This is a genomic window from Streptomyces sp. NPDC093018 (assembly GCF_040684035.1).
Classification (GTDB): Bacteria; Actinomycetota; Actinomycetes; order Streptomycetales; family Streptomycetaceae; genus Streptomyces; species Streptomyces murinus.
Genome location: NZ_JBFBFF010000005.1, coordinates 154,951 through 176,625 on the forward strand (window position 1 = coordinate 154,951; position 21,675 = coordinate 176,625).

Below are 21,675 nucleotides of genomic sequence, written 5' to 3' on the forward strand. Positions count from 1 at the left end.
GGCGCGATGCCGTACTCACGGGCGCCGTGTCAGAGCACATATGAGCGCGCCAGAAGCTATCCGGCTCCCCCAAGCGTCTTCGCTTCCCGGGCTGAGAGCGCGAGTTCGATCCTCGTCACCCGCTCTGTGAAGAAGGCCCAGGTCATCGACCTGGGCCTTCTTCGTCGTCAGTGATACCAACGCGTCCATAGCCGATCGCGCGACCCGAACGGCTGCGAACCACAGCTCCACGGCCCCGCGTCAAGTACCGGGAAGCGCCTCGTCCGCAGGCGCTGATTCGGAGGGGGTGTCTTCTCCGTCGTCAGCCGCCGATGTGTCGAGTTGACCACCGACGAGTTGCAGGGCCATTTCGGCACGCACCTGATTGACGAGCCTCTGGCGGACCGCCTCGACGACGGGGCGCTCCCGCCGGCAACGGTGGTCTCGCCGGAGCCGGTCAGGTCAGGTCAGGTCAGGTCAGGTCAGGTCAGGTCAGCGAGGAGAACGGCGAGCACCGCTTCAACAAGGCGTCGCGGCTCAGACCTTCTCGGCACTCAGACGCGGATGCTCGGCGGTGAGCAGCCCGATGTCTTCCACGTCCGAAGTCAGAATCGTCACCCGGCCAGGGTGCTGCAAGGCGGTCGCGCACAGCATGGCGTCGATGGCGTACTTGTGGCCGTGCAGCCCCGCTGCCCGCAGCAAGGCGGCAGCGGATTGCGCGACGGCGTGGGTCACAGGCTCGACACTCAGACGGGACAGGGTCCACTTCAGTGCGGCGTCGTTGATCTTCGGATGGATCACCTCGACCAACACGGCCGCCGAGGTGATCACGGGCAGGTCCGCGTCGCGAGCCGCCGTCAGCCACTCATGGATCTCCCGATCCCGCTGTACGGCCTTTGCCAGGCCCTCGCTGTCCAGAACCAGGACACCGCTCACGCGGCCGCCCCCGCGTTCGCGGCGCCTCCAGTCAGCCGGGCACGCTTGACCGCCACGGCCTCGGGGTCGGCCGGACCGTGCACCTTGTCGAAGTCCGCGATCAGCTCGTCCAGATTGTCGCGCTCGATCTGCCGCTGGGCCGCCTTCTCCAGGTAGGCCGAGACACCTCGCTTGCCAACCCGCTCACGGATGGCCCGCAGGGTTCCGGCGGTCATGGTGACGGAGATACCGCTGGTGGGGCCGTCGCCGGGCGGGAAGTCAACGTCGTCGTCAGTCATCCTCCAAGTATGCCATTCGAAATAGCACAGCGGGCGGCGAGTGGACCGCGTGGCTCTGATCGAATGGCAGAGGACCCGGCGCCAGGCGCTCGTGGATGCAGTGCGGCCGCAACGCCCCGTTCAACAACTGATCCCCGCAACGGGCGGACCGTGCTCAGCCGACTCCTCAGTGACGCCGGCCTACCGTCTTCCGAGGTCCCGTGCCCTCCGCATGCCCATGAGGACGGAAACCCGCGGCGGCACCCCCTCCACGAAAGAGGCCCAGGTCAGCAGACCCGGGTCTGCTTGCTGTTCCTGTGGAAAAAGTTTCGATGCGATGCAACCCGGTGCCGAGCCCGTGCGTAAAGGAGTCGACAGCCACATCTCACAGGAGCCCTCATGTATGTGAACCGTTCGACCGGGCGGACCGCCGGCCGGCTTGGGGCCGCTGTCGCGGCCTGTGTCGCTCTGCTCTCGGCCGTCGGCTGCTCGGCGAACGCGGGTACCGGCGTTCGGACGGATGACAGACCGGATGCCGAGGCGTCCGCCGCGGTGGCCGCGAGGGGCGGGGGCGGCGACAAGGACGGTGGGAGGGACGCGTCCGGCGCCCGCCCGGCTCCGTCCGTGCCGGAGCCCGCCGTGCTCGCGCGGGCGCAGGTGCGCATATCCGACGGGGACACGGTCGGTGTCGGCATGCCGATCTCCGTCACCTTCCCCCGGCCGGTCCCCGCCGCCGAACGCAAGGCCGTGGAGAGCTGGTTGCGCGTAGGCACCTCGTCCGGCACGACCGGTGCCTGGAGTTGGGTGCGGGACAGGAACCTCCTGGACGGGCAGCGCGTGGACTTCCGTCCCAGCAGCACGTACTGGAAGCCGGGCACCAAGATCACACTCCGCCGGGGCTCGCACGGCGTGAGCCACTTCACCATCGGCCGGTCGCTGGTCGCCACCGTCGACACCAAGACGGACATGATGACCGTCGACACCGATGGGAGGACGAGCCGCATCCCGATCACCGCCGGGAAGCCGGGGCTGGACACCTGGAAGGGGACGATGGTCGTGATGGACAAGCAGCCCAAGGTGTTCATGGACTCCCGCACCGTGGGCATGGGCCCGAACGACACGTACCGCGGCTACTACTACTGGGCCCTGCACCTGACGACGTCCGGTACCTACGTGCACCAGAACCCGCACGCCGACACCGCGGCCGGGCACAGCAACGTCACACACGGCTGTGTCGGTCTCGCCACCACCACTGCCAGGGGCTTCTACAACCAGGTCATGGTCGGCGACGTCATCAAGGTCACCGGAGCGAACAAGGACACGGTCGCCCCCGGGAACGGCTACGGCGACTGGAACCTGACCTGGAAGCAGTGGCTCGACCACAGCGCCGCGGGCGCCGCCACGACCGCATGACCCCCGCCGCGACGGCGGCGGTGCCCCACGCGCCCCGCGCCGTAGGAAGAAAGCACCACCAGGTGACGGAAGACGAGTTCGACCTCTTCTACACGGCGGCCTACCCGCGTCTGGTCGGCCAGCTGTACGCCCTGACAGGCGATCAGGCCGAGGCCCAGGACGTGGTCCAGGAGGCGTTCATCCGTGCCTGGGCCAGGCGTTCGTCCGTCCTGAACGGCGACCGGGACCCCGAGGCGTGGCTGCGCACGGTGGCACACCGGCTGGCGATGAGCCGTTGGCGGCGAGCGCGCCACTGGTGGCAGCTGGTCCGGGGCGAGCACGCCCCGCGGCCGGTGTCCGAACCGGGCCCGGACCACGTGGCGTTGGTCGCCGCTCTGCGGCGCCTGCCGGAAGCCCAGCGGACCGCGGTCGTACTGCATCACCTGTGCGATCTGAGCGTGGAGCAGATCGCCGCCGAGACCGGCGCGGCTCCCGGCACCATCAAGGCACGCCTGTCCCGCGGCCGTACCGCGCTCGCCGCTCACCTCATGAGCGAAGCACCGCACCCGACGGAGGAAGCCTGTGCCTGAGCAGCAACTCCCGGAGCAACTGAGCGAGTCGGAGCTGTCCGACCGCTTCCACCGCCTCGCCGAAGCGGGCATGGCACCGGTCCCGACCTCGGGCGCGCAGGTCAGAGGCCAGGCGGTACGCCGGCGCCGCAACCGACGCGCCGCGCTCGCCACCGCCGCCCTCGCGGCGGCGGCCCTCACCGTCGTCACCACCGGTGTCCTCGGCTCCCCCACCGAGCCGACCGCGCCTCCCGCGACGTCCGCGTCCCGCGTCCCTCTGCCCGCTCCGTCCCCTGCGCCCGTCCAGCGGGTGACGGTCGACCTGAACTCCGAGCTCCTGGACATCAGGGGCAAGGGGTACGGCATCGCCGTACCCCTTGCCGTCTGCCCGATCGGCGAGACGAGGGTGACGGTCACCGCCAAGTACCCGACGCTGACCATGCCCGGCCCGGCCGGCAGCGGCATGGCATCGCCGCTCAAGCGGTGGGCGGTCACCTTCACCGACCGCGATCACCACGAGCGGCTGCTGTTCTGGGCCCTGGACCGCGCCGACACGTTCGTCAGCGTCGACCGCAACACCTCCGGCGCCATCGTCCTGCCGTACGAGACCGGCAAGGAGGTGTACGACGCCGTCGGGCCCGGCACCCAGGTGGACATCAAGGGCTGGCAGGCCGCGAACGCGCAGCCGGGTTCCGTGTGCCCCGACCGCCGGCCGGTCAGCGGCCCCCGCTGACGCCGGACCACCCTGGAGCCTCGCCCGGGAAGAAGGAACCGGCCGCACCCGGAGGCGGGTTGACCCTCCCCTTACGTCAGGCATGAAGCTGTACGCCGACGAAAGGGCTGGTGGATGAGCTACTCCGTGGGACAGGTCTCGGCCTTCGCCGGGGTGACGGTGCGCACGCTGCATCACTACGACAAGTCGGGGCTGCTCTCGCCCAGCGAGCGCAGCCCCGCCGGTTACCGGCTCTACGGCGACGCCGACCTGGCCCGGCTCCAGCAGATCCTCTTCTACCGTGAGCTCGGCTTCTCCCTCGACGAGATCGCCGCGATCCTCAAGGATCCGCAGGCGAACGCCGTGGAGCTGCTGCGGACACGGCAGCGGCAGCTGCGTGCGGAGATCGCCGGGCTCCAGCGCCTGGCCGAGGTGGCGGAACGAGCCATCGAGGTGCAGCGGACCGGGGTGTCCCTGACCCCTCAGGAACGTTTCGAGGTCTTCGGCGAGATCACCTCCGACCTGAGCTACGCCACCGAGGCCGAGATGAAGTGGGCGGGCTCGGAGGGACAGCGCGAGTCGATGGCGCGTGCGGCCGCCCACACCAAGGAGGACTGGCGCCGGCTCATGGGCGAGGCGTCCGCCTGGCGTGCGGAGCTGCTCGCGGCCTTCGACGAAGGGGAGCCCAGTGACGGCGGGCGAGCCATGGACCTCGCCGAGGAGCACCGCCTGCACATCTCCCGCTGGTTCACCTCCTGCCCGCCCGAGATGCATCTGCGCATCGCGGACGACTTCGTCGCCGACCCGCGCGCCTTCGCCCTGGTCGTCCCGCCGTCGCGGCAGCGGCCAGGGCTGGCCGCCTACCTCCGCAGGGCGGTCCGCGCCAACGCGTCCCGGCACGCGGGCAGCCGTACCGAACGCCAGGAGGAGGACCGTTGAGGATTCTGATGGCCACGGCCGGATCGCGCGGCGACGTCGCGCCCTATACCGGCCTGGGCGCGGAACTGCGCCGGGCCGGACACGATGTCGCCCTGGCCGCCGCGGACGCCTTCGCACCCCTCGTGCGGGACGCCGGGCTGGAATTCCGCAGGCTCCCCGCCGATCCGCGGGCACCCGGCGGTGTCACTGCCGGACGGGACCTCATGCGTGCCGCGGCCGCGTTCGTCATGGAGCTGGGCCAGGGGTTCGCCGAGGCGGTGGACGAGGGCACGGACCTGCTGCTGCTGTCGGCCACCACCGCCCCGCTCGGCTGGCATCTCACGGAGGCCACGGGCACCCCGAGCCTCGGCGTGTACCTCCAGCCCACCGAACCGACCGGCGACTTCCCGCCCGTCGTCATGGGCTCCCGTTCCCTGGGCCGGTTCGGCAACCGCGCGGCCGGGCGCTTCGCCCTGCGCATGGCCGACCGCGTCTACGAGGAGGCCGTGGCGAAGCTGCGCCACCGCCTCCAGCTGCCCCCGGCCTCCCCTTCGGAGATCCGTCGACGGCAGGCCCGGGCGAACCGGCCCGTCCTGCACGGCTTCAGTACGGCACTGGTGCCACGCCCTTCCGACTGGCGTTCCGGCATGCGGGTCGTGGGCAACTGGTGGCCCCACCACGACGCTGGCGCACAACTGCCCGCGGATCTGGAGGACTTCCTCCGCGCCGGTTCCCGGCCCGTCCTCATCGGCTTCGGGAGCATGGCGTCCGAAGACGGCGCACGGCTGAGCGAGATCGCCGTGCGCGCCCTGCGGGGCGCCGGGCTGCGGGGCATCCTCCAGGCCGGCAGTGCCGGGCTCGCGGCCGACGGCGACGACATCCTCACCATCGGGGAGGTACCGCACGCCCTGCTGTTCCCGCGGCTGGCCGCGGTGGTCCATCACGCCGGTGCCGGCACCTCGGCCGCCGCGTTGCGTGCCGGAGTGCCCGCGGTCACCGTGCCGGTGGCCGCCGACCAGCCGTTCTGGGCGGCCCGTCTCGCCGCCCTGGGCGCCGCCACCGCCCCGATCCCCTTCCGCTCCCTCACCGCCGAACGGCTCGCCGACGCACTCCACCGTGTCGTGACACAACAGGCCTACGCACGAGCCGCCATGAGAGCCGCGCACCACATGGCGACCGAGGACGGTGCGGGGCAGGCCCTCAAGGCCGTTCGGCAGCTGACCGAGGGATGAGGCAGGCCCGTCCGCTCACCCGTGGGAGCGGACGACTCCGGCCGACGGCGGAGGGGTCCGGCCCGCACGACCACCCGGGCGCAGGCCGTCCGTCATGACGGGCTGCCGGGGCGGACCGTGAGGTAGGTCCACTGGCTCCATACGCTGCCGGTCTGTGCGCCCTCGGCCGGTGGGGTGTAGTGGCCGCGGATGCGGTAGTGGTCGTTGTTCGTGAAGAGTTTCAGCGCCCGGCCGTAGCCGTACCGGCCGTCGGAGTACAAGGGCACGCAGCTCTGCGAGGCGGTCCGGTGCCAGGCACCCGAGTAGTAGTGCTCGACGTACACCGACATGCAGCCACCGGACTGGCGGGGGGTGACCTGCGCGTCGAAGCCCATGTCGGACTCGGACTTGTAGAAGACCTGGTAGGTGGTGGTTCCGACGCGGGTGGTCGAGAGCGGCCACTGGGTCTTCGTGCGGACCGTCGGCGTCAGGGTCGTGCCGGTGCTCACCGTGCGCGGCGCGTAGCGGTAGTCCCCCGCGAAGACCGCCTCGAAGACGGTGTTGCGGGTGATCTTGTAGGACGCGACGAGGTTCCCGTGCGCGTCGACCTTGCCGCTCTTGAGCTGGGTGCGCGACTTGCCCGCGGGCTGGGCGTACAGCGTCACGGAGCGGGAGTTGTAGGTGGTCCCCAGATGCGCGGTGACCTTGACGGTGGCGTCGGAGTGGTACGACTTCGCGTCGGTCGCCACGTTCAGGGCCGGGGTGGCTCGGGACACCTGCACCTTCGCCGACGCCGTGACCGGGAGGTAGGAGGTGCCGCCGTCGTAGGTGAAGGCGTACGTGTCCGTGCCACCGGCCTGCGGGGTGTCGTGGAAGGCGAAACCGCCGTCGGCGGCGACGGGCACGGTGCCCGCGGAGTAGCCGGAGGGGTGTGCCGGGTCGGTCTTGACGACGTGGACCGTGCCGGTCGTCACATGCGCGTGCGGCCAGGTGAGGTGACCGGTGACGGTGAGCGGTGCGGCACGGCCGGCTGAGGAGGGCGCGGTCAGGGCCATGGTGGGCGCGTACTTGGCGACCGGGAGGTCGAAGAGCCGGCCGGCCGGGCCGTAGTGGCCGCTTCCGGAGTAGTCGACGCGGAAGCCCAGTCGGCCGGTGGGGGGAGCTGTGCCGTCGACGCGGTAGGCGCCGAAGAAGTTGGCCGGGATCCGCACCGGGACGGCGGTCGGGTCCGGGACGAGCACGCCGTCCGGATGGGCGTCGTCGTAGCGCGTGATGCGTACGGTGCCGGGGATCATGGATTGCCCCGCGCCGAGGCCGAGAGACGAGCCGGGCGACACCAGGAACGAGTACGCCTCGCCGGGGGCGAGCGGAGTGGGCAGGCTTGCGGAGAGCGTGACCGGCGCGATCTCCGGGTCATGGGAGATGTGGAGCGTCGGTGCTCCCCCGGAGGCGTCGACGGCGACGCCGTAGACCCGGCTCTCGTCCGGTGCCCAGGCGACACCGTGCGCGGCGATGCCCAGATTCCTGTCGTAGGAGTACTCGGTGTAGTTGCCGTCGCCCGTTTCCGGGAACGTCACGAGTCCGCGGTCGCCGGCGGCCAACGTCCCGTCCGGGGCCACGGCGACCGCCTTGCCGTACACCCCCGTGGCGAACTGCCCGTCGGCCGCCAGATCCGAGGTGCGGTACCGGTCGGCGCGCGCGCCCTGGTACGACGGGACCGCGAGATGCAGCCCGTCCGCCGTGACCGCGAGGTCGCTCAGGTCGGGGACGGGCAGCGCCTTCGCGGCCTGCCGGGTCAGCGCACCGTCCTCGGCCCGGTAGGTGACGAAGGCGGAGGTGGCACCGGTCTGCGCGGCGGCGGCGAGTACGCCGGAGGGCGTCGGGGTCGTCGCCAGCATGGGCGCCGCCGCCCAACTGCCTTGGTCCTGCCGCAAGGTGACCGTACCGGCTCCGTCGACGGAGCCGATGCCGCCGGCACCAGCCGTGCCGTAGCCGAACCAGAGGGTGCCCCCGGCGACGGCCAGTGAGTCCGGACGAGTGCCCGCGCCGGTGTCGTAACGGGCCGACTCGGTCAGGTTCTTCGTGTCGATCGCGGCGATCGTGTCCTGGTCCGGGAGGGCCGCGTACAGCACGGATCCGTCGTCGGAGAGGGCGAGACCGGTGGCACCCGGCTCGCCACCGAGCATCGTCGGGTTCCCGCCGTCGAGGTCGGTGGCGAGAATGCCGTCCGTGCCGGGGCCGCCGCTGAAGAACAGGTGTCCGTGGGGCGCGTCCACGACCAGGTGCGCGAAGTGCGCGATCGGCAGCGGGATGTCCGACTCCGCGTACGAGCCGGTCGCGCCGGGGCCGATGACGGTCGTCAGTCCCATCAGCAGCACTGCGGCGGCTGACGGTAGAAGTCGTGCCGGATTCACGAAAGGCCCCCCACATAACCTTCACGATCAAGGGGCGCAACCTAGCACGGGGCGGGGCGGGCCACGGCGGCGGGCGGGACGACTCCCGGTTCCGCCCGGTCGTCCCCGGAGCGGAAGGGGGGCGGGCGCGCCGCACTCTGGCGAACTCCCGCTCACTGCCCGGCAGGCTGGCGCTCACCGCCCGGCAGGCTCGTCGTAGTCGTCGAGAAGAGGGCTGTGGCGTTCCGTCAGCGGGCCGACGCCGAGGTCTTCGCGCATGAGTTTGCGCATCCTGGCGGCCGCCTGGCCGCGGGCCTCCCAGCGGGCGCGGTCCTGCGGGCTGCCGACCGCGGTGCCGGTGGCGTAGCCGTCGCAGATGCGGCGCAGGCAGTGGAAGACGCCGTTGGACGCCTTGACCACGGGCTGGGGGGCGATGAGCCACATCCGTTCCGAGGCGATGCTTATGCCGGAGTCGCGGAAGGCGTCGCGCAGCGCGAGGGCCCGCTCGTCGTCGGACGGGTGCTCTCGCTGGGCCAGGGCGCGCAGGGTCTCGCCGAGGACCTTCACGGTGGTGGTGTACTGCGTGTAGATGTCGAGCCGCAGCCGAAGGGCCTCTTTGGCGTCGTCGTGCTTCCACCGGTTCCGGTCGGCGACGACGGTGGCGACGATGCCGATCGCGGCACCGGCCAGGGTGGAGAGCAGGGGCAGCGCGTCCATGCGGGCCAGCTTGGGGCATCGTGCGGTGGCGGCACCAGGGGTGCGGCGAGGGGGCGGTGCGCGGCCGGCGCTGACAGGTCTCTCCTGGTCATCGACGAAGCCCGAACGTCGGTTGGGTCCCGGACGGATTCTCCGAGCCGCCCCCGGACAGATCGGGGATGCAACCATTGCCTACAGAGCTGGAACCCCCGGAAGCCGGCCGCGCGCTTGAGACCATAGCCGCGGGCACTGACAACGGGCGCGGCATCAGCAAGTCCGTACTCTCCATTGCCACTTGGTGTCGCCGGAGTCCCGGAAATCCCATGCGCGAGACCGTGTCGGCCCATGCGATCTCGTCGCCGTCCGCACACCTGTGCCCATCGGGGCGCGGTATGCGGGCATTCAAACGGGAGGGACCACTTGTCCATGTCCTTCGGCGCACGATCGCGTGCCGCCCTCGCTTCCTTGGGAACCCTCGGCCTGGCGCTGATCGCCGGTGTGTCGCCGGCGAGTGCGGCCGACGGGAAGCCGACCACGCCCACTCAGCAGTTCAACGGCGACCGGACCTGTTCGACCGACGCGGACCGGCCCACGTACCTCTCCGCGTTCGGCAATCTTGTCGTCGAGGGCATTCCTGGAACTGCCGACACCACCGGCAGCCCTTCGGCCAGCATCCGGTGGTCGAGGGCATTCCTGGAACTGCCGACACCACCGGCAGCCCTTCGGCCAGCATCCGGTACCAGGTCTTCCCGGTCAGCGATCCGACCCGGACCGCCACGGTCACCCGCGACCGCACGGCCGTCGGGTACGAGGCCCCCGGCATCCTGCCCGCCGACGCGCTCACCGACGGCCAGACCTACGCGTGGCAGGCGCAGACGGTGATCGGGGACGCGGCCTCGGACTGGACGTCCCCCTGCTCCATCACGATCGACAGCACCCGCCCGGCGAACGCGCCCACCATTTCCTCGCCGAACTGCTCCCCGACCGGGTGGGACCAGGGCGGCGAGCCGGTCGAGTTCACGCTGAGCCCGAACGGCGTCGACGACATCACCGGGTACGAGTACTCCTGGCAGCAGGATCTCCCGGTCATCGGCACGATGACCGGCGACCACGGCATTCCGCAGCCCTCGACCCGTATGCGGACACAAGACATTTCACGCGCGCCGACGCACCCGATGGTTCGGCCACCATCATCCTGGTCCCGCCGACCGGTGCCGGGCCGATGACCCTGTGGGTGCGAAGCCTCGACCGGGCCTACAACCCCTCGGAGACCAGCAGTTACCGCTTCTACGTCAGCTCGACGGCGCCCACCTTCACCTCGGCCGTCCCGTCGCCCGAGTTCGGCGTGCCGACCACGTTCACGCTCCGGCCCGATCCGACGCTCCAGGCGAAGAGCCCGGTGGTCGGCTATTCCGTGCACACCAGTGGGGGACCCGCCCCCGACAGGACCATCGACGTCCCGGCGGCCGCGGACGGCACGGCGGCGGTGCAGCTCACGCTGGACGGCGTCTACGGCGAGTTCGTCCAGGTGACCAGCAAGAGCGCGAACGGCTGGGTCAGCGACGCGGCGTCGTGGAGCAGCAGCTACGACACCACGCCGACCGTCGCCTCGGACGCCTATCCCGAGTACGGGTCGAGCGGCGGGGTCGGCGTCCCGGGTACCTTCACGTTCGCCTCGAAGGTGAAGGACGTCGTGAGCTACACGTATTCCTTCAACGGGGGCCCGGAGGCCACGGTCGTCGCGGGTGCCGACGGTACCGCGAGCGTCGACCGGACCCCGGACTCGGTCGGCGGCGCCGACCTCATGGTCAGTGCGACGACCGGATCCGGCATCCAACTGGCGCTCTACGACTACTGCTTCACCGTGAACTGAGACCGCGGATCGGCCGGTTCCGGCTCATGTCCTGACCGCGAAGTAGAGCCACCCGCTCCACGTCATCAGGTTCGTGTCGTCCTTCGCGCTGTGCCAGGCGCCGGCGCGGTACTGCTGGGCCTGGAACCTCTCGCACTGGCCGGACCTGTTCGGGGAGAACAAGCACGTCGGACGACAGCCGGTGGTGGATGGGGGCGGGTCCGGCCCTGGGCCTGCCTACAGCAGCCAGAGCGAGCTGCCGCCGGCGTCGGTGAGTTCGCGCAGGGCGCGGTCGCCGGGGTGGGCGGCCGCCAGACGGTCGCGGGCGGCGGCGGCCCAGGACGGCCGGGGCTCGACAAGTGCGCTGACGAACAGGGCGAGTTGCAGGCCGAGGTCCCAGTTGAGGCGGTCTCCTGCCGCGAGGCGGTCGATGCCTCGGTCGACCGCCGCGACGAGGTCGTCACCGCACGCCGAGACGATCTCCGGGTGGAGCAGATCGCTTGCCCTGCGATCGAGTTGGACACGGTCCGCGATCCGGATCAGCGCCCGCGCGGCCTCGATGCGCTCGGCCGCGGTGCCCCGTTCGTCGACCATGTCACGGCTGCGGCCCACCGCCTCGGCCAGGTGCGCGAACGTGTCGTCCTGGCCGTGGAAACGGTCGTACGACTGCCCGCGCCACGCCAGTTCGTCAGGCGCTCCGGCCGCCTCCACGACCGTCGCGTAGCCGATCGGGTCGGCCCACGAGGTGAGCGCGCAGCAGGAAAGGAAGCGTGCGGCGGGGTCGGCGTTCTCGTCGCGCAGGATCGCCACCAAGCCGTCCGTGCGCTCCCGGTAGCCGCCGTCGAGGGCGTCCGCGATGACGTCGTCCGGGTCGGCGGGCTCACCGTCGAAGTCCGTGAACAGGAGCTCCCTCAGCACGGGGTCCGGCTCCCAGCGGGTCTCGTCGGGCACGGGGGCACTCCGTTCCGGGGTCAGGATCGTGAGGTGGGGTAGGGGCCGGTGACGTACTCCTTGGGTACGACCCCGCTGATCAGCCACTCGCCGTCCCGACGGGTGTTGAGCAGGGCCATCACCCTGTCGGTCACCTTACGTGCCTTGCCCTTGCTCAAGCCGAGTCCGTCGACGAAGTCGGGGACTGCGTGCGGCTTGAGCCCGGGCGGCACCTCGACAGGGTGTCCGGCGACCCGGTCGATCTCCTCGCCGATGGATCGCTGGACACGTTGTGGAGGAAGGACCTCGACGCCGTGCACATGTCCCGCGTCGATGTCTTTCTGGAGCCGCTGGTGATCGATGTCGATCTCCTGGCTCCCGTACACCTTGCCGGTGCCGTCCCTCGGTGCGAAGGAGGTGTACTGGCTGGACTCCTTGGCGGCCCTGTTCCTGCCGCCGAGCACATGCTGAAGTGGGGTGATCTCGCCGTCGGGGTCCGCCGGGACGATCCCGATGTCCGGATCGAAACGTGACTTCCGCAGTCCCACGGCGCTGTGGGTGCCCATGAAGTCGTCGTCCTGGCGGATCAGGCGCAGCTCGTCCGGGCCGAGCGTGTCGAGTTCGCCGGGCAGCGCGGCCCCCGCCCGGGAAGACCTGGTCAGGCCGGCGAAGAAGGTGGTCAGGTCACCGGCTTCCGCCGCCGCCCTGATCGCCCCCGCTCCGGCGCCGAACAGCCCGCCGAAGGCCATGCCGTAGAGACCGGCGTCGCCGGCCTCGTCGAGGCTGAAGCCCTTGCTCTCACCCAGTGTGATGGAGACGGGCTGGGTGACGGCCAGGTCCACGGTGACGGATTCGACGCCGGCGAAGGCCGCGGTGGCCAACGTGGTGCCCGCGATGGTGGCGATCTCCTCGGTCAGGGCGACGCCGAGTCCGGCGGTCACGTCCGCGACGGTGGCCGCGGCGGCGACTGCCGCACCCTCCGAGATGCCTGCGGTGAACATGGCCAGGGCGGTGCCGGCTACGAGGGTCGCCCCGACGATCTCCAGCTCGTGTTCGAGCTTCTTCCGCGCACCGTGCACGGCGTCGGCGTAGGAATCCAGCGCCTCGGCCATGTCGCGGGCGGCATCGGCGAGGTCCTTCAGCCAGCCGGTCCCGTCCCGGTGGTAGCGGCGCCAGAACGGGTCGGCGAAGGCGGAGATGGCTGCGCCCTTGTTGTGCTCGATGAGCGACCTAGCGGCGTTGTCGGCGGCCACGGTGACGTCGTCGACGTCGTCGGCGAAGCCGCGCCACGCCTTCGCGGCGTCCCGCAGTCCGCCCTCATCGGCGGCGGGCCACCACATGCCCGTCAGGTCCTGTACGACCTCACGGGCCTTGTCCGCGACACTCACTCGCCTTCACCCTGGCCGCCGTAACCGACGTGGACCCTGCTGAACATGGCACGGATCAGCTCTTCGTTGTCGATATGACCGTCGGCCATGTCGGCCATCGCCGCGTGCACGCTTGCCAGCCCATCGGTCAGGATCCGCGCCGCCTGCTCGATCTGCCGGACGTGCGGGCCGTACGCCCGGTGGAAGCTCTCGCCCTGCTCATCACCGCCCCACGGCGAACCGGCCGTCTCCAGGCCTTGCGTCAGCTTCGTCAAGGCGTGCGCGAGGGCGATGCTCTGATGGTGGAACCGGGGTGCTGTCGCCTTGATGTCGGCAATCTTGATGTCGAGCACTTCACCGCGGTCAGTCATGACGTGGCGCTGCTCCCCTCAACTCAACTGACAACCGACGGGCCGGCCTTGGAGTGTATAGGGGCTTTGTCCATACATAGGAAGTTCGCGTCAACTCTGCGCATCTGCCGACTTCCGGTACATCACCGGCGACGAGCCGACGTCGGCGAGTGGACCATCGCCGTCCACGACTCGGCCACCGGCCGTGTTGTCCTGCGCGCTGTGCACGTACTCCGAGCGCACCCCTCAGCCGATGGTGACCACCCGGGCCCAGGGCGGTGGGGTGTCCGGGAGGTAGTCGGGGTTCTGCTCGTCGGTGGGGCGGGGCGGGCGGGGGAAGAGGCCGACGACGGTGCGGCAGGGCGGGGGTGTGGAGGGCCAGGGGGTCTGGCCGTCGGTGAGGGCGACGATCACATCGGGGCGGGGGCGGGAGCGCAGCGCCCGGGTGAAGCCGGAGCGCAGATCCGTGCCCCCGCCGCCGATCAGCGGGACGTTCTCCGCGCGGCACAGCGGTACGGCGATCCCGGCCGCCGCGTCGCAGGAGATCACCGAGACCAGGTCCCGCCGGCCGCCCACCGCCCGGGAGATCGCCGTCACCTCCAGCAGCGCGCTGCCCAGCTCGGCGTCGCTCACCGAACCGGAGGTGTCGATCACCACGCACACCCGGGGCGGTGTGCGGCGCAGGCTCGGCAGCAGCACCCCGGGGACACCGGCCGAGCGGCGGGAGGGGCGCCGGTAGCTGTGGTTCTCGCCCACCCCCGGCGCACCGGCCGCCGCCCGGACCGCCGCGCCGAGCAAGTGCCGCCACGGCTGCGGCGGATGGAACACCTCGTCCGCCCATCTGCGCCATCCCTCGGGTGCGTCGCCCGGCCTGCCCTTGATGCCCTCCGCGACCCGGAAGCGGACCGCGTCCCGCTGCTGCCTGCTCAGCCCGTGCGCCCCGTCGGGCCCCAGCTCCCACGGCCGCCGCCACCCGTCCGCGCCGCTGCCGCAGTCCAGCCAGGCCAGGTCCCCGGGGAGTCCGGACATCGACGCCGTCCGCAGGTACTCCTCCATCAGCAGCCCGTCGGGCAGCCCCAGCAGGGACGGCAGGACCGCGCCGGCCGGCTCGGGCAGGCCGGCGCCGTAGATGTCGTCGTTGATCTCGAAGTCGGCGGCGATGTTCTGCCGCAGCCGCAGCCACGCCCGCCCCTCGGCCGTCGCGCCGCGCCCACCCGGGCCGGGGTCCTCGTGCTCGCGGGCGTACCGCTCGCCGCGTCCGTGGTGGTCCCGGAGCAGGTGAGAGACCTCGTGCACCCAGACGCCGGCCAGTTCCTCCAGCGGGGTGCGGGCCACGAAGCCGGGTGAGACGTAGCAGCGCCAGTGCGCGTCCACCGCCATCGTCGGCACCGAGCGGTCCTCGACCACGTGCAGCGCGAAGAGGGCGGCGGCGAGGTAGGGGCGGACCTGCACCGCGTGGAGGCGGGCGGCGAGCAACTTGCCGAGGTCCAGGGGGAGTCCGGGACGGGGAGTGCCGCTGTCCGGTGCGCCGGGGGTGGTGGTGCGTACCGGGCGGGGTGGGGGCACCGGGCGCGGCACCGGGTTCGAGCCCGGGTGGCCGGCGGTCGTCGCCATCAGAGGGTGGCCGGTGGGTGTCGTCGTCATCGGCAGGAGCCCGTCGTACGAGGGGAGTCGGCGCGCGGGGCCGGAGGGGGCGTCGGTATCGGCGGGTTCGACGTGAACGCCGTCGGCGCGGGAACAGCCGACTTGGCGGAACCGGTGGCCAAATCCACTGACCGAGCGGCGCGTTGGGCGAGGCCGATCACCCCGGCCAGGCGTTCCACCGTCTCCGGTACCTCCCACTCGTCCCGGCGCAGCGCGGCCAGCGCCGTCGCCGGGGCGACCAGCAGGTCCGGGGCGCCGGTCTCCAGGGCGCGGACGAGCACCGCCCAGCCCGCCTCCCACCGATCCCGCCGCGGTCGCGCGCCGACGGCGGCCACCACCGCCTCCAGCGCCGCCTGCCGCAGATCGCCCCGCTCCGGCAGCTCGGCGGACGCCGGATCCGCGAGCAGCGCCTCCGGGTCGGGGAGGTCCATCCGGTCGATATGGGCGAGGAGTTCGAACCCCGGGCCGTCCCCGACCGCGCCCCGTACCAGCAGGGCCAGCACCTCCTTGGAGACGCCGGCCGCCGTGCCGAAGGCCAGCAACGTCAGCGCGGCCTCCCAGCTGCGCGGCGAGGGCCAGGCGCCGCCGCGCCGGGTCTCGGTGCTCGGCAGCCGGTGGATCAGCGTCGGCCTGGCCTCCAGGAAGCCGCACACCGCGCGCCGGGCGTACGCCACCGCCTCCGGCAGCCGCTCCGGCAGCAGGCGGGGCAGCTCCGCCCGGGGCCAGACCCCGCCGAGGCCGCGCACCACCACCTCCCGGTCGTGCACCCAGTACAGATGCACGAACCGGTTGGCCAGCGGCGGGCTCAGCTCCCATCCGTCCGCCGCCGAAGCACGCGGGTTGGCCGCGGCCACGATCCGCACGCCGGACGGCAGTTGGAGCGCGCCGACCCTGCGCTCCAGGACGACCCGGAGCAACGCGGCCTGGACCGCCGGGGTGGCGGTGGAGAGCTCGTCCAGGAAGAGCAGCCCCCGCCCGGCCCGTACCAGCTCCACGGCCCACTGCGGCGGCGCCATCGGCACGCCCCGCACCTCCGGGTCCTCGCCGACGATGGGCAGCCCGGAGAAGTCGGACGGCTCGTGGACGCTCGCGATGACGGTGGTCAGCGGCAGGTCGAGGGTGGCGGCGAGCTGGGTCAGCGCCGCGGTCTTGCCGATGCCCGGCTCGCCCCAGAGCAGCACGGGCAGATCGGCCGCGACGGCCAGGGTGAGCGCTTCGAGCTGCTCGTCGGGGCGGGGCTCCGTGACGGTCGTACGCAGAAGCGTCAAGAGGTCGTCGGCCACGGCGAGTTGGGGGTCGGTGGGGATGGATACCGACTCGGGGAGGAGGGTGGCGGAGGTCATGGGCATCACCTGGGGGGGGAGGGGGACGGCGGCGGCCGTCCCGGGTGTCGGGAAGTCGTGGGGCGCGGGTGCGCCGTCGGCCCCGCCGAGGGTCGGCGGGCGGAGTGGGACGGAAGGTCGGCGCAGGTCGGCGGGCGGAGCTGGCCGGAAGGTTGGCGCGGGACGGAAGGTTGGCGCGGGACGGAAGGTTGGCGCGGGACGGGACGGATCAGTGCAGGCCGGTGCGCGGACGGGGCCCGCTGTCTCGTTTGCGACGCCATGCGGCGGGCGTACGGCGGTCGAGCCGAGGGCGCCGGGCCGCCGCCGCGGGGTGTACGGCGACCAGCCCCGCGCGGAAGAGCCCGTGGTCGACACGGCGGGCCGCCGCCGACTCCAGTTCCTGCCTGAGGGGCCCGTCGCGCAGCATCGCGGCGGGACCGAGCAGCCCCTCGACGACGGCCAGCGCACCGGCGACATCACCGTGGCCGAGCCGCTCCCGTACGGCGGGCAGCGCCTGCGGGGTGCGGTGCACCGCGTCGATCGCCCGCAGGCACGGCAGCGCGGGGCCGCCGAGCGCCACGAGCAGTTCCTCGCGGCGCAGTTCGGCGGGGTGGTGGTCGACCGCCGTGAGCACCCCGTCCCGCAGCGCGATCCGATGGGTCTCGCCCCGGCACTCCACGCGGTGCGGATCATGGGGTTCGGGAGCGGGACCGGCGGGTGCCGGACCGTGCGCGGGCGAGCCGACGGCCGTCAGCGCCTCGGCCACGAGCGGATGCAGTCGCCCGGGACCGACAAGTCCGGAGCGCAGCAGCTCCAGATCCGGGGGGACCCGGGCCGCGGCCTCCGGGAGCACCGGGAGCGCGGCGATCTCCTGCGGTGGAAGGTCATGCGGCAGCGGCCGGAACGTCGGGGCGTGGCTGTCGTCGGGGGCGACGAGTTCGAGTACGGCGCGAGCGCGCGCACCGAGTCGTACGGTGAAGGCGCCGCGCGGACGCCCCTCGGCCCGCAGGAGCAGCTCCGCCTCTGCGGCCCAACTGCCCCTCGCCCAGGGCGAGTCCGGCTCGGGCGGGCCGCACCGCCGGGCCAGTTCGCCGCTGCGCGTCCGGTCCCAGAGGTGCCGGTGCAGATCGAGCCGGAAGCGCCGGTCGGGGTGCGGGTGGGGATGGTGTCCCCAGGCGTCGTCGCCGGGCCCCTCCCACAGGGTCAGGGACATCCGCTGTCCGGCGTCCGCGCGGGCCGGCGGCGTCCGCACCACCAGCTGGACGGACGGGGCGGCGCCGTGACCGCCGTACCGCGCGAGGGAGAGGGTGAGGCCGGGGCGGAGACGGCCGTCGGGGGCGACCCGGGGCATGTGCCAGCGCAGCAGATCGGGGGCCAGCCGGCGCAGGTCCGCGCGCAGACGGGTGGTGAGTTCGGTGCCGTGGCGGTCGCGCACGGCGCGCAGATCGAGATCGGTGTCGACCCGGGCGGCGGCACAGGCCCCCGCCCAGTCGCCGGCCGCACGGCGTGCGGTCGCGGTCTCGATCATGGACGGTGGCACGGCGTACTCGCGCACGCGCTGCCACATCAGCAGGTGGGGCGGAAGGTCGTTCGCGAAGTGAAATGCCATCAGCACTCACCCTGAGCGAACGATTCCCCCAATCCGTACGAGGAGAAGTTCTTCATCGCGAGCATCATAAGCACCGCTTCGGCGGTCTGTCAGTCGCGATATCTGTGGAAGAGCCGCGGGGGAAACTCCTTGACGGCGCCCGGCCTGGGCAGGTGCTCGACGACGACCGGGCGGTCGTACGGGCCGAGACGTTCTTCGCCGGACCGCCACAGCCGGCCCGCTTTCCGGAAGAGGGCTGAGCTGCGGCGGGCATCCGGCCGCCCCCGACGGCCGTACGGCGGTCTCCCCGGCCGATCTCCCCGGCCGACCTCCGGGGGCGGATCAGTCGCCGTCCCTCTGACAGCGGGGGCACCACACCGTCCCCCGGCCTCCCAGCCGTGTCCGGCGCAGCGGGGTTCCGCAGCGCGGGCACACCGGGTCCGGGTCGTCGCGGTGGCCGGTGAGCCAGGAGGCGCGGGGTGGGACGCGGCCGGTGGGGAGCGCGGCGCGCAGGGTGCGGCGCAGCTGGGTGTGCAGGCAGCGGAGTTCGGCCGGGGTGAGATCGCGGGCCCGGCGGTCGGGGCGCAGCCGGGCCCGCCACAGGATCTCGTCGGCGAGCAGATTGCCGAGGCCGGCGAGGACGGACTGGTCGGTGAGGGTGGTCTTGAGGCGGCCGCGGCGGGTGGCGAGGGCGGCCGCGAGGTCGGCGCGGGTGACCGTCAGCGCGTCGGGGCCCTGGCGCGCGAGCAGCCGGTCGATCTCGGAGTCGTCGTGGGCCAGCCACAGGCCCCGGAGTTTGCGCTGGTCGCGGTAGTGCAGCCGACGGCCGTCGGACAGCGTGAACAGGACCCGGTCATGGGCCTCGACCGGGTCGTCCGCACCGGCGCACAGCAGCAGGCCGGTCATGCCGAAGTGCAGCAGCAGGGTGGGTCCGTCGGTGCGGGCCAGCAGCCACTTCCCGCGCCGCTCCGGCTCCGCGAACCGCCGCCCCTCCAGCGCGTCCCGCAACCCGCGCGCGCCGACGCCGTGCAGGACACCGGTGTCGCGGACATCGACACGGCGTACGACGCGGCCACGGGCGCAGGAGTCCAGCAGGCGGCGGAATCCCTCGACGTCCGGCAGCTCAGGCATGGCGCGGGCGGGTCGGCGGGCCGGGGCTGCCGGGGTGCATGGAAACCTCCCTCGATCCGGGCCGGCCCCCTCGATCCGGGTCGGCCCCCTCGAACGGGCCGGCCCCGCCCCCCTCTCCGCTCTCTGCCTCTACGCCTTCCCCGCCGATGCCGCCGGCACCACCGCCGTGAGGATCTCCGCCACCCGTTCGGCGATGTCGGCGCGGTCGTTGAGGACCCAGGACATGTGCTGGGCGCCGAAGAAGGCGGAGACGAGGACACGGGCGGTGGCCTCGGGGTCCACGGACGCGGGGAGCTGCCCTGCCGCATGGGCCTGGCCGAGCCAGCCGGTGACGGCCTGTGTGTAGCCGAGGTAGGGCATCGGCAGCTCGGCGCCGATCAGCGAGCGCTCGATCTGCAGACGCGCGCCCGCCTGCACCATCGTCTCGTCGCGGAAGGCGACCGCGGTACGCATCAGCAGCTCCGCCACCGCCTCCAGCGGCGCCAGGTCGGCCTCCTTCACCTCCTGCCCGATGACCCCGAGCAGGTGGTAGAACTCCTCGGCGACCGCCTGGGCGAGCGCCTCCTTGTTGGCGAAATGGAAATAGACCGCGCCCTTGGTCACCCCCGCCAGCTCGGCCACGTCCTGCACGGTCACGGTGGGGAAGCCCCGGGTGGCGAAGGCCTCCGCGGCGGCGTCGAGCACCTGCCCCCGGGTGCGCACGGCACGCTGCTGCTTGAGGCCCGTGTCCCGGTGCCGGGGGGCGGTGCCCCGGTCGTGCAGGGACCTGGGGGCACTGGGTTCCACGGCCATGGTGTCCGTCCTCCGGGCGCTCCTTGAAAGATACCTTCGAGAACGTATTGTAAGCGGCGGTCCGATGCCCGGAAGAGTCGTGCCGGTGTTGCTCGTCTGCGTGAATACATCCGCTGGGGGTCGTTCTCCGCGCGTGGCGAGCGGCAGGCGAGCCCGGCATGATCTGAACGGGAGGCGCCTAGGACTTCTCGGCGGGCCGTTCGACCCGCTTGCGGAGCAGCAGGACCGTCGCCGCGGCCGTCGTCAGCAGCATCACGACGCTGATCACGAAGCCGGTGTCCATGCCCTGCTTGAAGTGGGAGGCGTCCGCGATCAGCGCGCCGAACGCCGCGACCGCGATGCAACTGCCGACCTGGCGCGAGGTGTTGAGCACCGCGGCCGCCGTGCCGGCCCGCTCGGCGTCGATGTTCTCCAGGATGGCCGCCGTCAGCGAGGGCACCGCGAATCCGCCGTCCAGGCCGATCGGCACCAGCAGCAGCACCGGGATCACGTACGACGTGTGGGAGCTGACCGTCAGCATCAGCAGCGAGCCGCCCGTCATGACCAGCTGCCCGATGGCCATCGGCAGCCAGGCGCCCCGGCGGGCGGCCAGCTTGACGCCCGCCATGTTGACGATGGAGATCAGCGTGCACATCGGGATGAACATCGCGCCGGTGCTGACCGGGGAGGCGCCGCGCACCTGCTGGAAGTACATGCCGAGCAGGAAGATGGCGCCGTAGAAGACCGCGTTGATGGTGAAGCCGGCCAGCAGGCAGACCAGCACCGTGCGGGACGTGAAGATGCTCAGCGGCACCATCGGGTGCTCCCGCCGCGACTGCGTCCGTACGAACACCACGACCGCCAGCGCGGCCAGCGCGAGCGTGCCCAGCACGTCCGGGCCGGTCCAGCCCGCGCGCCCGCCCTCGATCACCGCGTACGTCAGACCGGCCAGGGAGGCCACGATCGACAGCTGGCCGACCAGGTCGACCGGCGCCGCACGGCGGGCCGACGGAGTGATGCGGGTCAGCAGGGCGAGCCCGATCGCGCCCACCGGAAGGTTCAGGTAGAACACCGCGCGCCGGCTCAGGCCGCTGGTGAGCATGCCGCCGACGACCGGGCCGACGGCGACCGCGACGGAACCGGCGGCGGTCCAGCTGGCGATGGCCCGCGCCCGCTTGCCGGGGTCGCTGCAGGTCTGCCGGATCAGGGCGAGCGAGGCCGGGACCATGAGGGCCGCGGCACCGCCCTGCACCATGCGGGCGCCGATCAGCGTGCCGAGGTTGGGCGCGACGCCGCAGGCCAGGGAGGCCACGGTGAAGGCGGCGAGGCCCCAGGCGTAGGCGCGGCTGGCGCCGATGCGGTCCGAGAAGGTGCCGGCGGTGAGCATGAACGCCGCGAACATCAAGGTGTAGCCGTCGACGATCCACCGGAGGTCGGCCATGGTGCCGCCGAGGCTGTGGGAGATGGCCGGCAGGGCCACGTTGACGACCGAGCCGTCGAGGGAGATGACGAAGAAGGCGAGCAGGGCCGCCACGAGGACGGTGGTGGGGGAGCTGGAGCGCGGCGCCGCCGGCGCACCGGCCGGTTCCACCGGGCCCCGGTCGGTCCGCGCGGACCGGGTCAGGATGGCCATGGGAACTCTCCTCGACTGAAGGCC

20 protein-coding genes are annotated in these 21,675 nt (G+C 72.2%); 7 read left to right on the plus strand and 13 right to left on the minus strand.

Translation table 11 applies throughout. The annotated features are described in order from the left end of the window. Nucleotides 1–516 precede the first annotated feature (516 nt). Nucleotides 517–915, minus strand: a complete 399-nt coding sequence (locus tag AB0N90_RS14030) for a PIN domain-containing protein (RefSeq protein ID WP_365196106.1) — start codon at nucleotides 913–915, stop codon at nucleotides 517–519. Further along, entirely contained in the window at nucleotides 912–1,193 is a 282-nt protein-coding gene (locus AB0N90_RS14035; protein ID WP_086806886.1) for a hypothetical protein, read from the minus strand. Before AB0N90_RS14035 ends, AB0N90_RS14030 begins: the two co-directional genes overlap by 4 nt. A 603-nt stretch (nucleotides 1,194–1,796) precedes the next feature. Here AB0N90_RS14035 and AB0N90_RS14040 point away from each other — a divergent pair. The 5 genes from AB0N90_RS14040 to AB0N90_RS14060 all read left to right on the plus strand — a co-directional run bounded on the left by AB0N90_RS14040 (nucleotide 1,797) and on the right by AB0N90_RS14060 (nucleotide 5,995). Further along, nucleotides 1,797–2,585 (plus strand): L,D-transpeptidase, encoded by a 789-nt coding sequence (locus tag AB0N90_RS14040; protein WP_361672425.1) that lies wholly within the window; start codon nucleotides 1,797–1,799, stop codon nucleotides 2,583–2,585. 62 nt (nucleotides 2,586–2,647) lie between these two features. Further along, complete coding sequence (locus AB0N90_RS14045; protein WP_232986048.1) at nucleotides 2,648–3,154, plus strand: SigE family RNA polymerase sigma factor; 507 nt, start codon at nucleotides 2,648–2,650, stop codon at nucleotides 3,152–3,154. After that, on the plus strand, nucleotides 3,147–3,866 hold the full coding sequence (locus AB0N90_RS14050) for a hypothetical protein (protein ID WP_365196109.1): 720 nt from the start codon (nucleotides 3,147–3,149) through the stop codon (nucleotides 3,864–3,866). Before AB0N90_RS14045 ends, AB0N90_RS14050 begins: the two co-directional genes overlap by 8 nt. Before the next feature lie 114 nt (nucleotides 3,867–3,980). Next, nucleotides 3,981–4,784 carry a MerR family transcriptional regulator gene (locus tag AB0N90_RS14055; protein ID WP_365196111.1) on the plus strand — a complete coding sequence of 268 codons (804 nt, stop codon included), beginning with the start codon at nucleotides 3,981–3,983 and terminating at the stop codon, nucleotides 4,782–4,784. Beyond that, complete coding sequence (locus AB0N90_RS14060; RefSeq protein WP_365196113.1) at nucleotides 4,781–5,995, plus strand: glycosyltransferase; 1,215 nt, start codon at nucleotides 4,781–4,783, stop codon at nucleotides 5,993–5,995. Before AB0N90_RS14055 ends, AB0N90_RS14060 begins: the two co-directional genes overlap by 4 nt. Before the next feature lie 92 nt (nucleotides 5,996–6,087). On the opposite strand, the gene AB0N90_RS14065 is transcribed toward AB0N90_RS14060, so the two are convergent. After that, nucleotides 6,088–8,343 (minus strand): hypothetical protein, encoded by a 2,256-nt coding sequence (locus tag AB0N90_RS14065; RefSeq protein ID WP_365196116.1) that lies wholly within the window; start codon nucleotides 8,341–8,343, stop codon nucleotides 6,088–6,090. Between the two features lie 219 nt (nucleotides 8,344–8,562). Next, nucleotides 8,563–9,084: a hypothetical protein gene (locus tag AB0N90_RS14070; protein WP_365196118.1), complete on the minus strand. Its 522-nt coding sequence runs from the start codon at nucleotides 9,082–9,084 to the stop codon at nucleotides 8,563–8,565. Nucleotides 9,085–9,740: 656 nt separating this feature from the next. Between AB0N90_RS14070 and AB0N90_RS14075 the strand changes: the two genes are divergently transcribed. Further along, nucleotides 9,741–10,289 carry a hypothetical protein gene (locus AB0N90_RS14075; protein ID WP_365196119.1) on the plus strand — a complete coding sequence of 183 codons (549 nt, stop codon included), beginning with the start codon at nucleotides 9,741–9,743 and terminating at the stop codon, nucleotides 10,287–10,289. Continuing rightward, nucleotides 10,286–10,936 carry a hypothetical protein gene (locus AB0N90_RS14080; protein ID WP_365196122.1) on the plus strand — a complete coding sequence of 217 codons (651 nt, stop codon included), beginning with the start codon at nucleotides 10,286–10,288 and terminating at the stop codon, nucleotides 10,934–10,936. Before AB0N90_RS14075 ends, AB0N90_RS14080 begins: the two co-directional genes overlap by 4 nt. Nucleotides 10,937–11,152: 216 nt before the next feature. Here AB0N90_RS14080 and AB0N90_RS14085 read toward each other — a convergent pair whose 3' ends face one another. The 9 genes from AB0N90_RS14085 to AB0N90_RS14125 all read right to left on the minus strand — a co-directional run bounded on the left by AB0N90_RS14085 (nucleotide 11,153) and on the right by AB0N90_RS14125 (nucleotide 21,651). Further along, nucleotides 11,153–11,866, minus strand: coding sequence for a hypothetical protein (locus AB0N90_RS14085; protein ID WP_365196124.1), 714 nt, complete (start codon nucleotides 11,864–11,866; stop codon nucleotides 11,153–11,155). A gap of 20 nt (nucleotides 11,867–11,886) precedes the next feature. Next, nucleotides 11,887–13,233 (minus strand): hypothetical protein, encoded by a 1,347-nt coding sequence (locus AB0N90_RS14090; protein ID WP_365196125.1) that lies wholly within the window; start codon nucleotides 13,231–13,233, stop codon nucleotides 11,887–11,889. Next, nucleotides 13,230–13,583 carry a hypothetical protein gene (locus AB0N90_RS14095; RefSeq protein ID WP_365196128.1) on the minus strand — a complete coding sequence of 118 codons (354 nt, stop codon included), beginning with the start codon at nucleotides 13,581–13,583 and terminating at the stop codon, nucleotides 13,230–13,232. The genes AB0N90_RS14090 and AB0N90_RS14095 overlap by 4 nt, the downstream gene beginning before the upstream one ends. A 225-nt stretch (nucleotides 13,584–13,808) precedes the next feature. Continuing rightward, on the minus strand, nucleotides 13,809–15,206 hold the full coding sequence (locus tag AB0N90_RS14100; RefSeq protein WP_365196130.1) for a VWA-like domain-containing protein: 1,398 nt from the start codon (nucleotides 15,204–15,206) through the stop codon (nucleotides 13,809–13,811). Continuing rightward, the gene (locus tag AB0N90_RS14105; protein WP_365196132.1) at nucleotides 15,203–16,549 is read right to left on the minus strand and encodes a MoxR family ATPase; all 1,347 of its coding nucleotides are present in this window, start codon (nucleotides 16,547–16,549) and stop codon (nucleotides 15,203–15,205) included. Before AB0N90_RS14105 ends, AB0N90_RS14100 begins: the two co-directional genes overlap by 4 nt. Nucleotides 16,550–16,757: 208 nt before the next feature. Then, nucleotides 16,758–18,137, minus strand: coding sequence for a hypothetical protein (locus tag AB0N90_RS14110; protein ID WP_365196134.1), 1,380 nt, complete (start codon nucleotides 18,135–18,137; stop codon nucleotides 16,758–16,760). A gap of 321 nt (nucleotides 18,138–18,458) precedes the next feature. Next, entirely contained in the window at nucleotides 18,459–19,247 is a 789-nt protein-coding gene (locus tag AB0N90_RS14115) for a DNA-formamidopyrimidine glycosylase family protein (RefSeq protein ID WP_365196136.1), read from the minus strand. A gap of 129 nt (nucleotides 19,248–19,376) precedes the next feature. Further along, on the minus strand, nucleotides 19,377–20,039 hold the full coding sequence (locus AB0N90_RS14120) for a ScbR family autoregulator-binding transcription factor (RefSeq protein ID WP_365196138.1): 663 nt from the start codon (nucleotides 20,037–20,039) through the stop codon (nucleotides 19,377–19,379). A 178-nt stretch (nucleotides 20,040–20,217) separates the two neighbouring features. Further along, nucleotides 20,218–21,651, minus strand: coding sequence for an MFS transporter (locus tag AB0N90_RS14125; RefSeq protein ID WP_365196140.1), 1,434 nt, complete (start codon nucleotides 21,649–21,651; stop codon nucleotides 20,218–20,220). Nucleotides 21,652–21,675: the final 24 nt, after the last annotated feature.

Excerpts from the sequence above, each read along its gene's own strand:
- AB0N90_RS14035 (WP_086806886.1), bottom strand. The coding sequence starts at position 1,193 with ATGACTGACGACGACGTTGACTTCCCGCCCGGCGACGGCCCCACCAGC.
- AB0N90_RS14055 (WP_365196111.1), top strand. The coding sequence starts at position 3,981 with ATGAGCTACTCCGTGGGACAGGTCTCGGCCTTCGCCGGGGTGACGGTG.
- AB0N90_RS14065 (WP_365196116.1), bottom strand. The coding sequence starts at position 8,343 with ATGGGACTGACGACCGTCATCGGCCCCGGCGCGACCGGCTCGTACGCG.
- AB0N90_RS14070 (WP_365196118.1), bottom strand. The coding sequence starts at position 9,084 with ATGGACGCGCTGCCCCTGCTCTCCACCCTGGCCGGTGCCGCGATCGGC.
- AB0N90_RS14080 (WP_365196122.1), top strand. The coding sequence starts at position 10,286 with ATGACCCTGTGGGTGCGAAGCCTCGACCGGGCCTACAACCCCTCGGAG.
- AB0N90_RS14095 (WP_365196128.1), bottom strand. The coding sequence starts at position 13,583 with ATGACTGACCGCGGTGAAGTGCTCGACATCAAGATTGCCGACATCAAG.
- AB0N90_RS14100 (WP_365196130.1), bottom strand. The coding sequence starts at position 15,206 with ATGACGACGACACCCACCGGCCACCCTCTGATGGCGACGACCGCCGGC.
- AB0N90_RS14105 (WP_365196132.1), bottom strand. The coding sequence starts at position 16,549 with ATGACCTCCGCCACCCTCCTCCCCGAGTCGGTATCCATCCCCACCGAC.
- AB0N90_RS14110 (WP_365196134.1), bottom strand. The coding sequence starts at position 18,137 with ATGGCATTTCACTTCGCGAACGACCTTCCGCCCCACCTGCTGATGTGG.
- AB0N90_RS14115 (WP_365196136.1), bottom strand. The coding sequence starts at position 19,247 with ATGCCTGAGCTGCCGGACGTCGAGGGATTCCGCCGCCTGCTGGACTCC.
- AB0N90_RS14120 (WP_365196138.1), bottom strand. The coding sequence starts at position 20,039 with ATGGCCGTGGAACCCAGTGCCCCCAGGTCCCTGCACGACCGGGGCACC.
- AB0N90_RS14125 (WP_365196140.1), bottom strand. The coding sequence starts at position 21,651 with ATGGCCATCCTGACCCGGTCCGCGCGGACCGACCGGGGCCCGGTGGAA.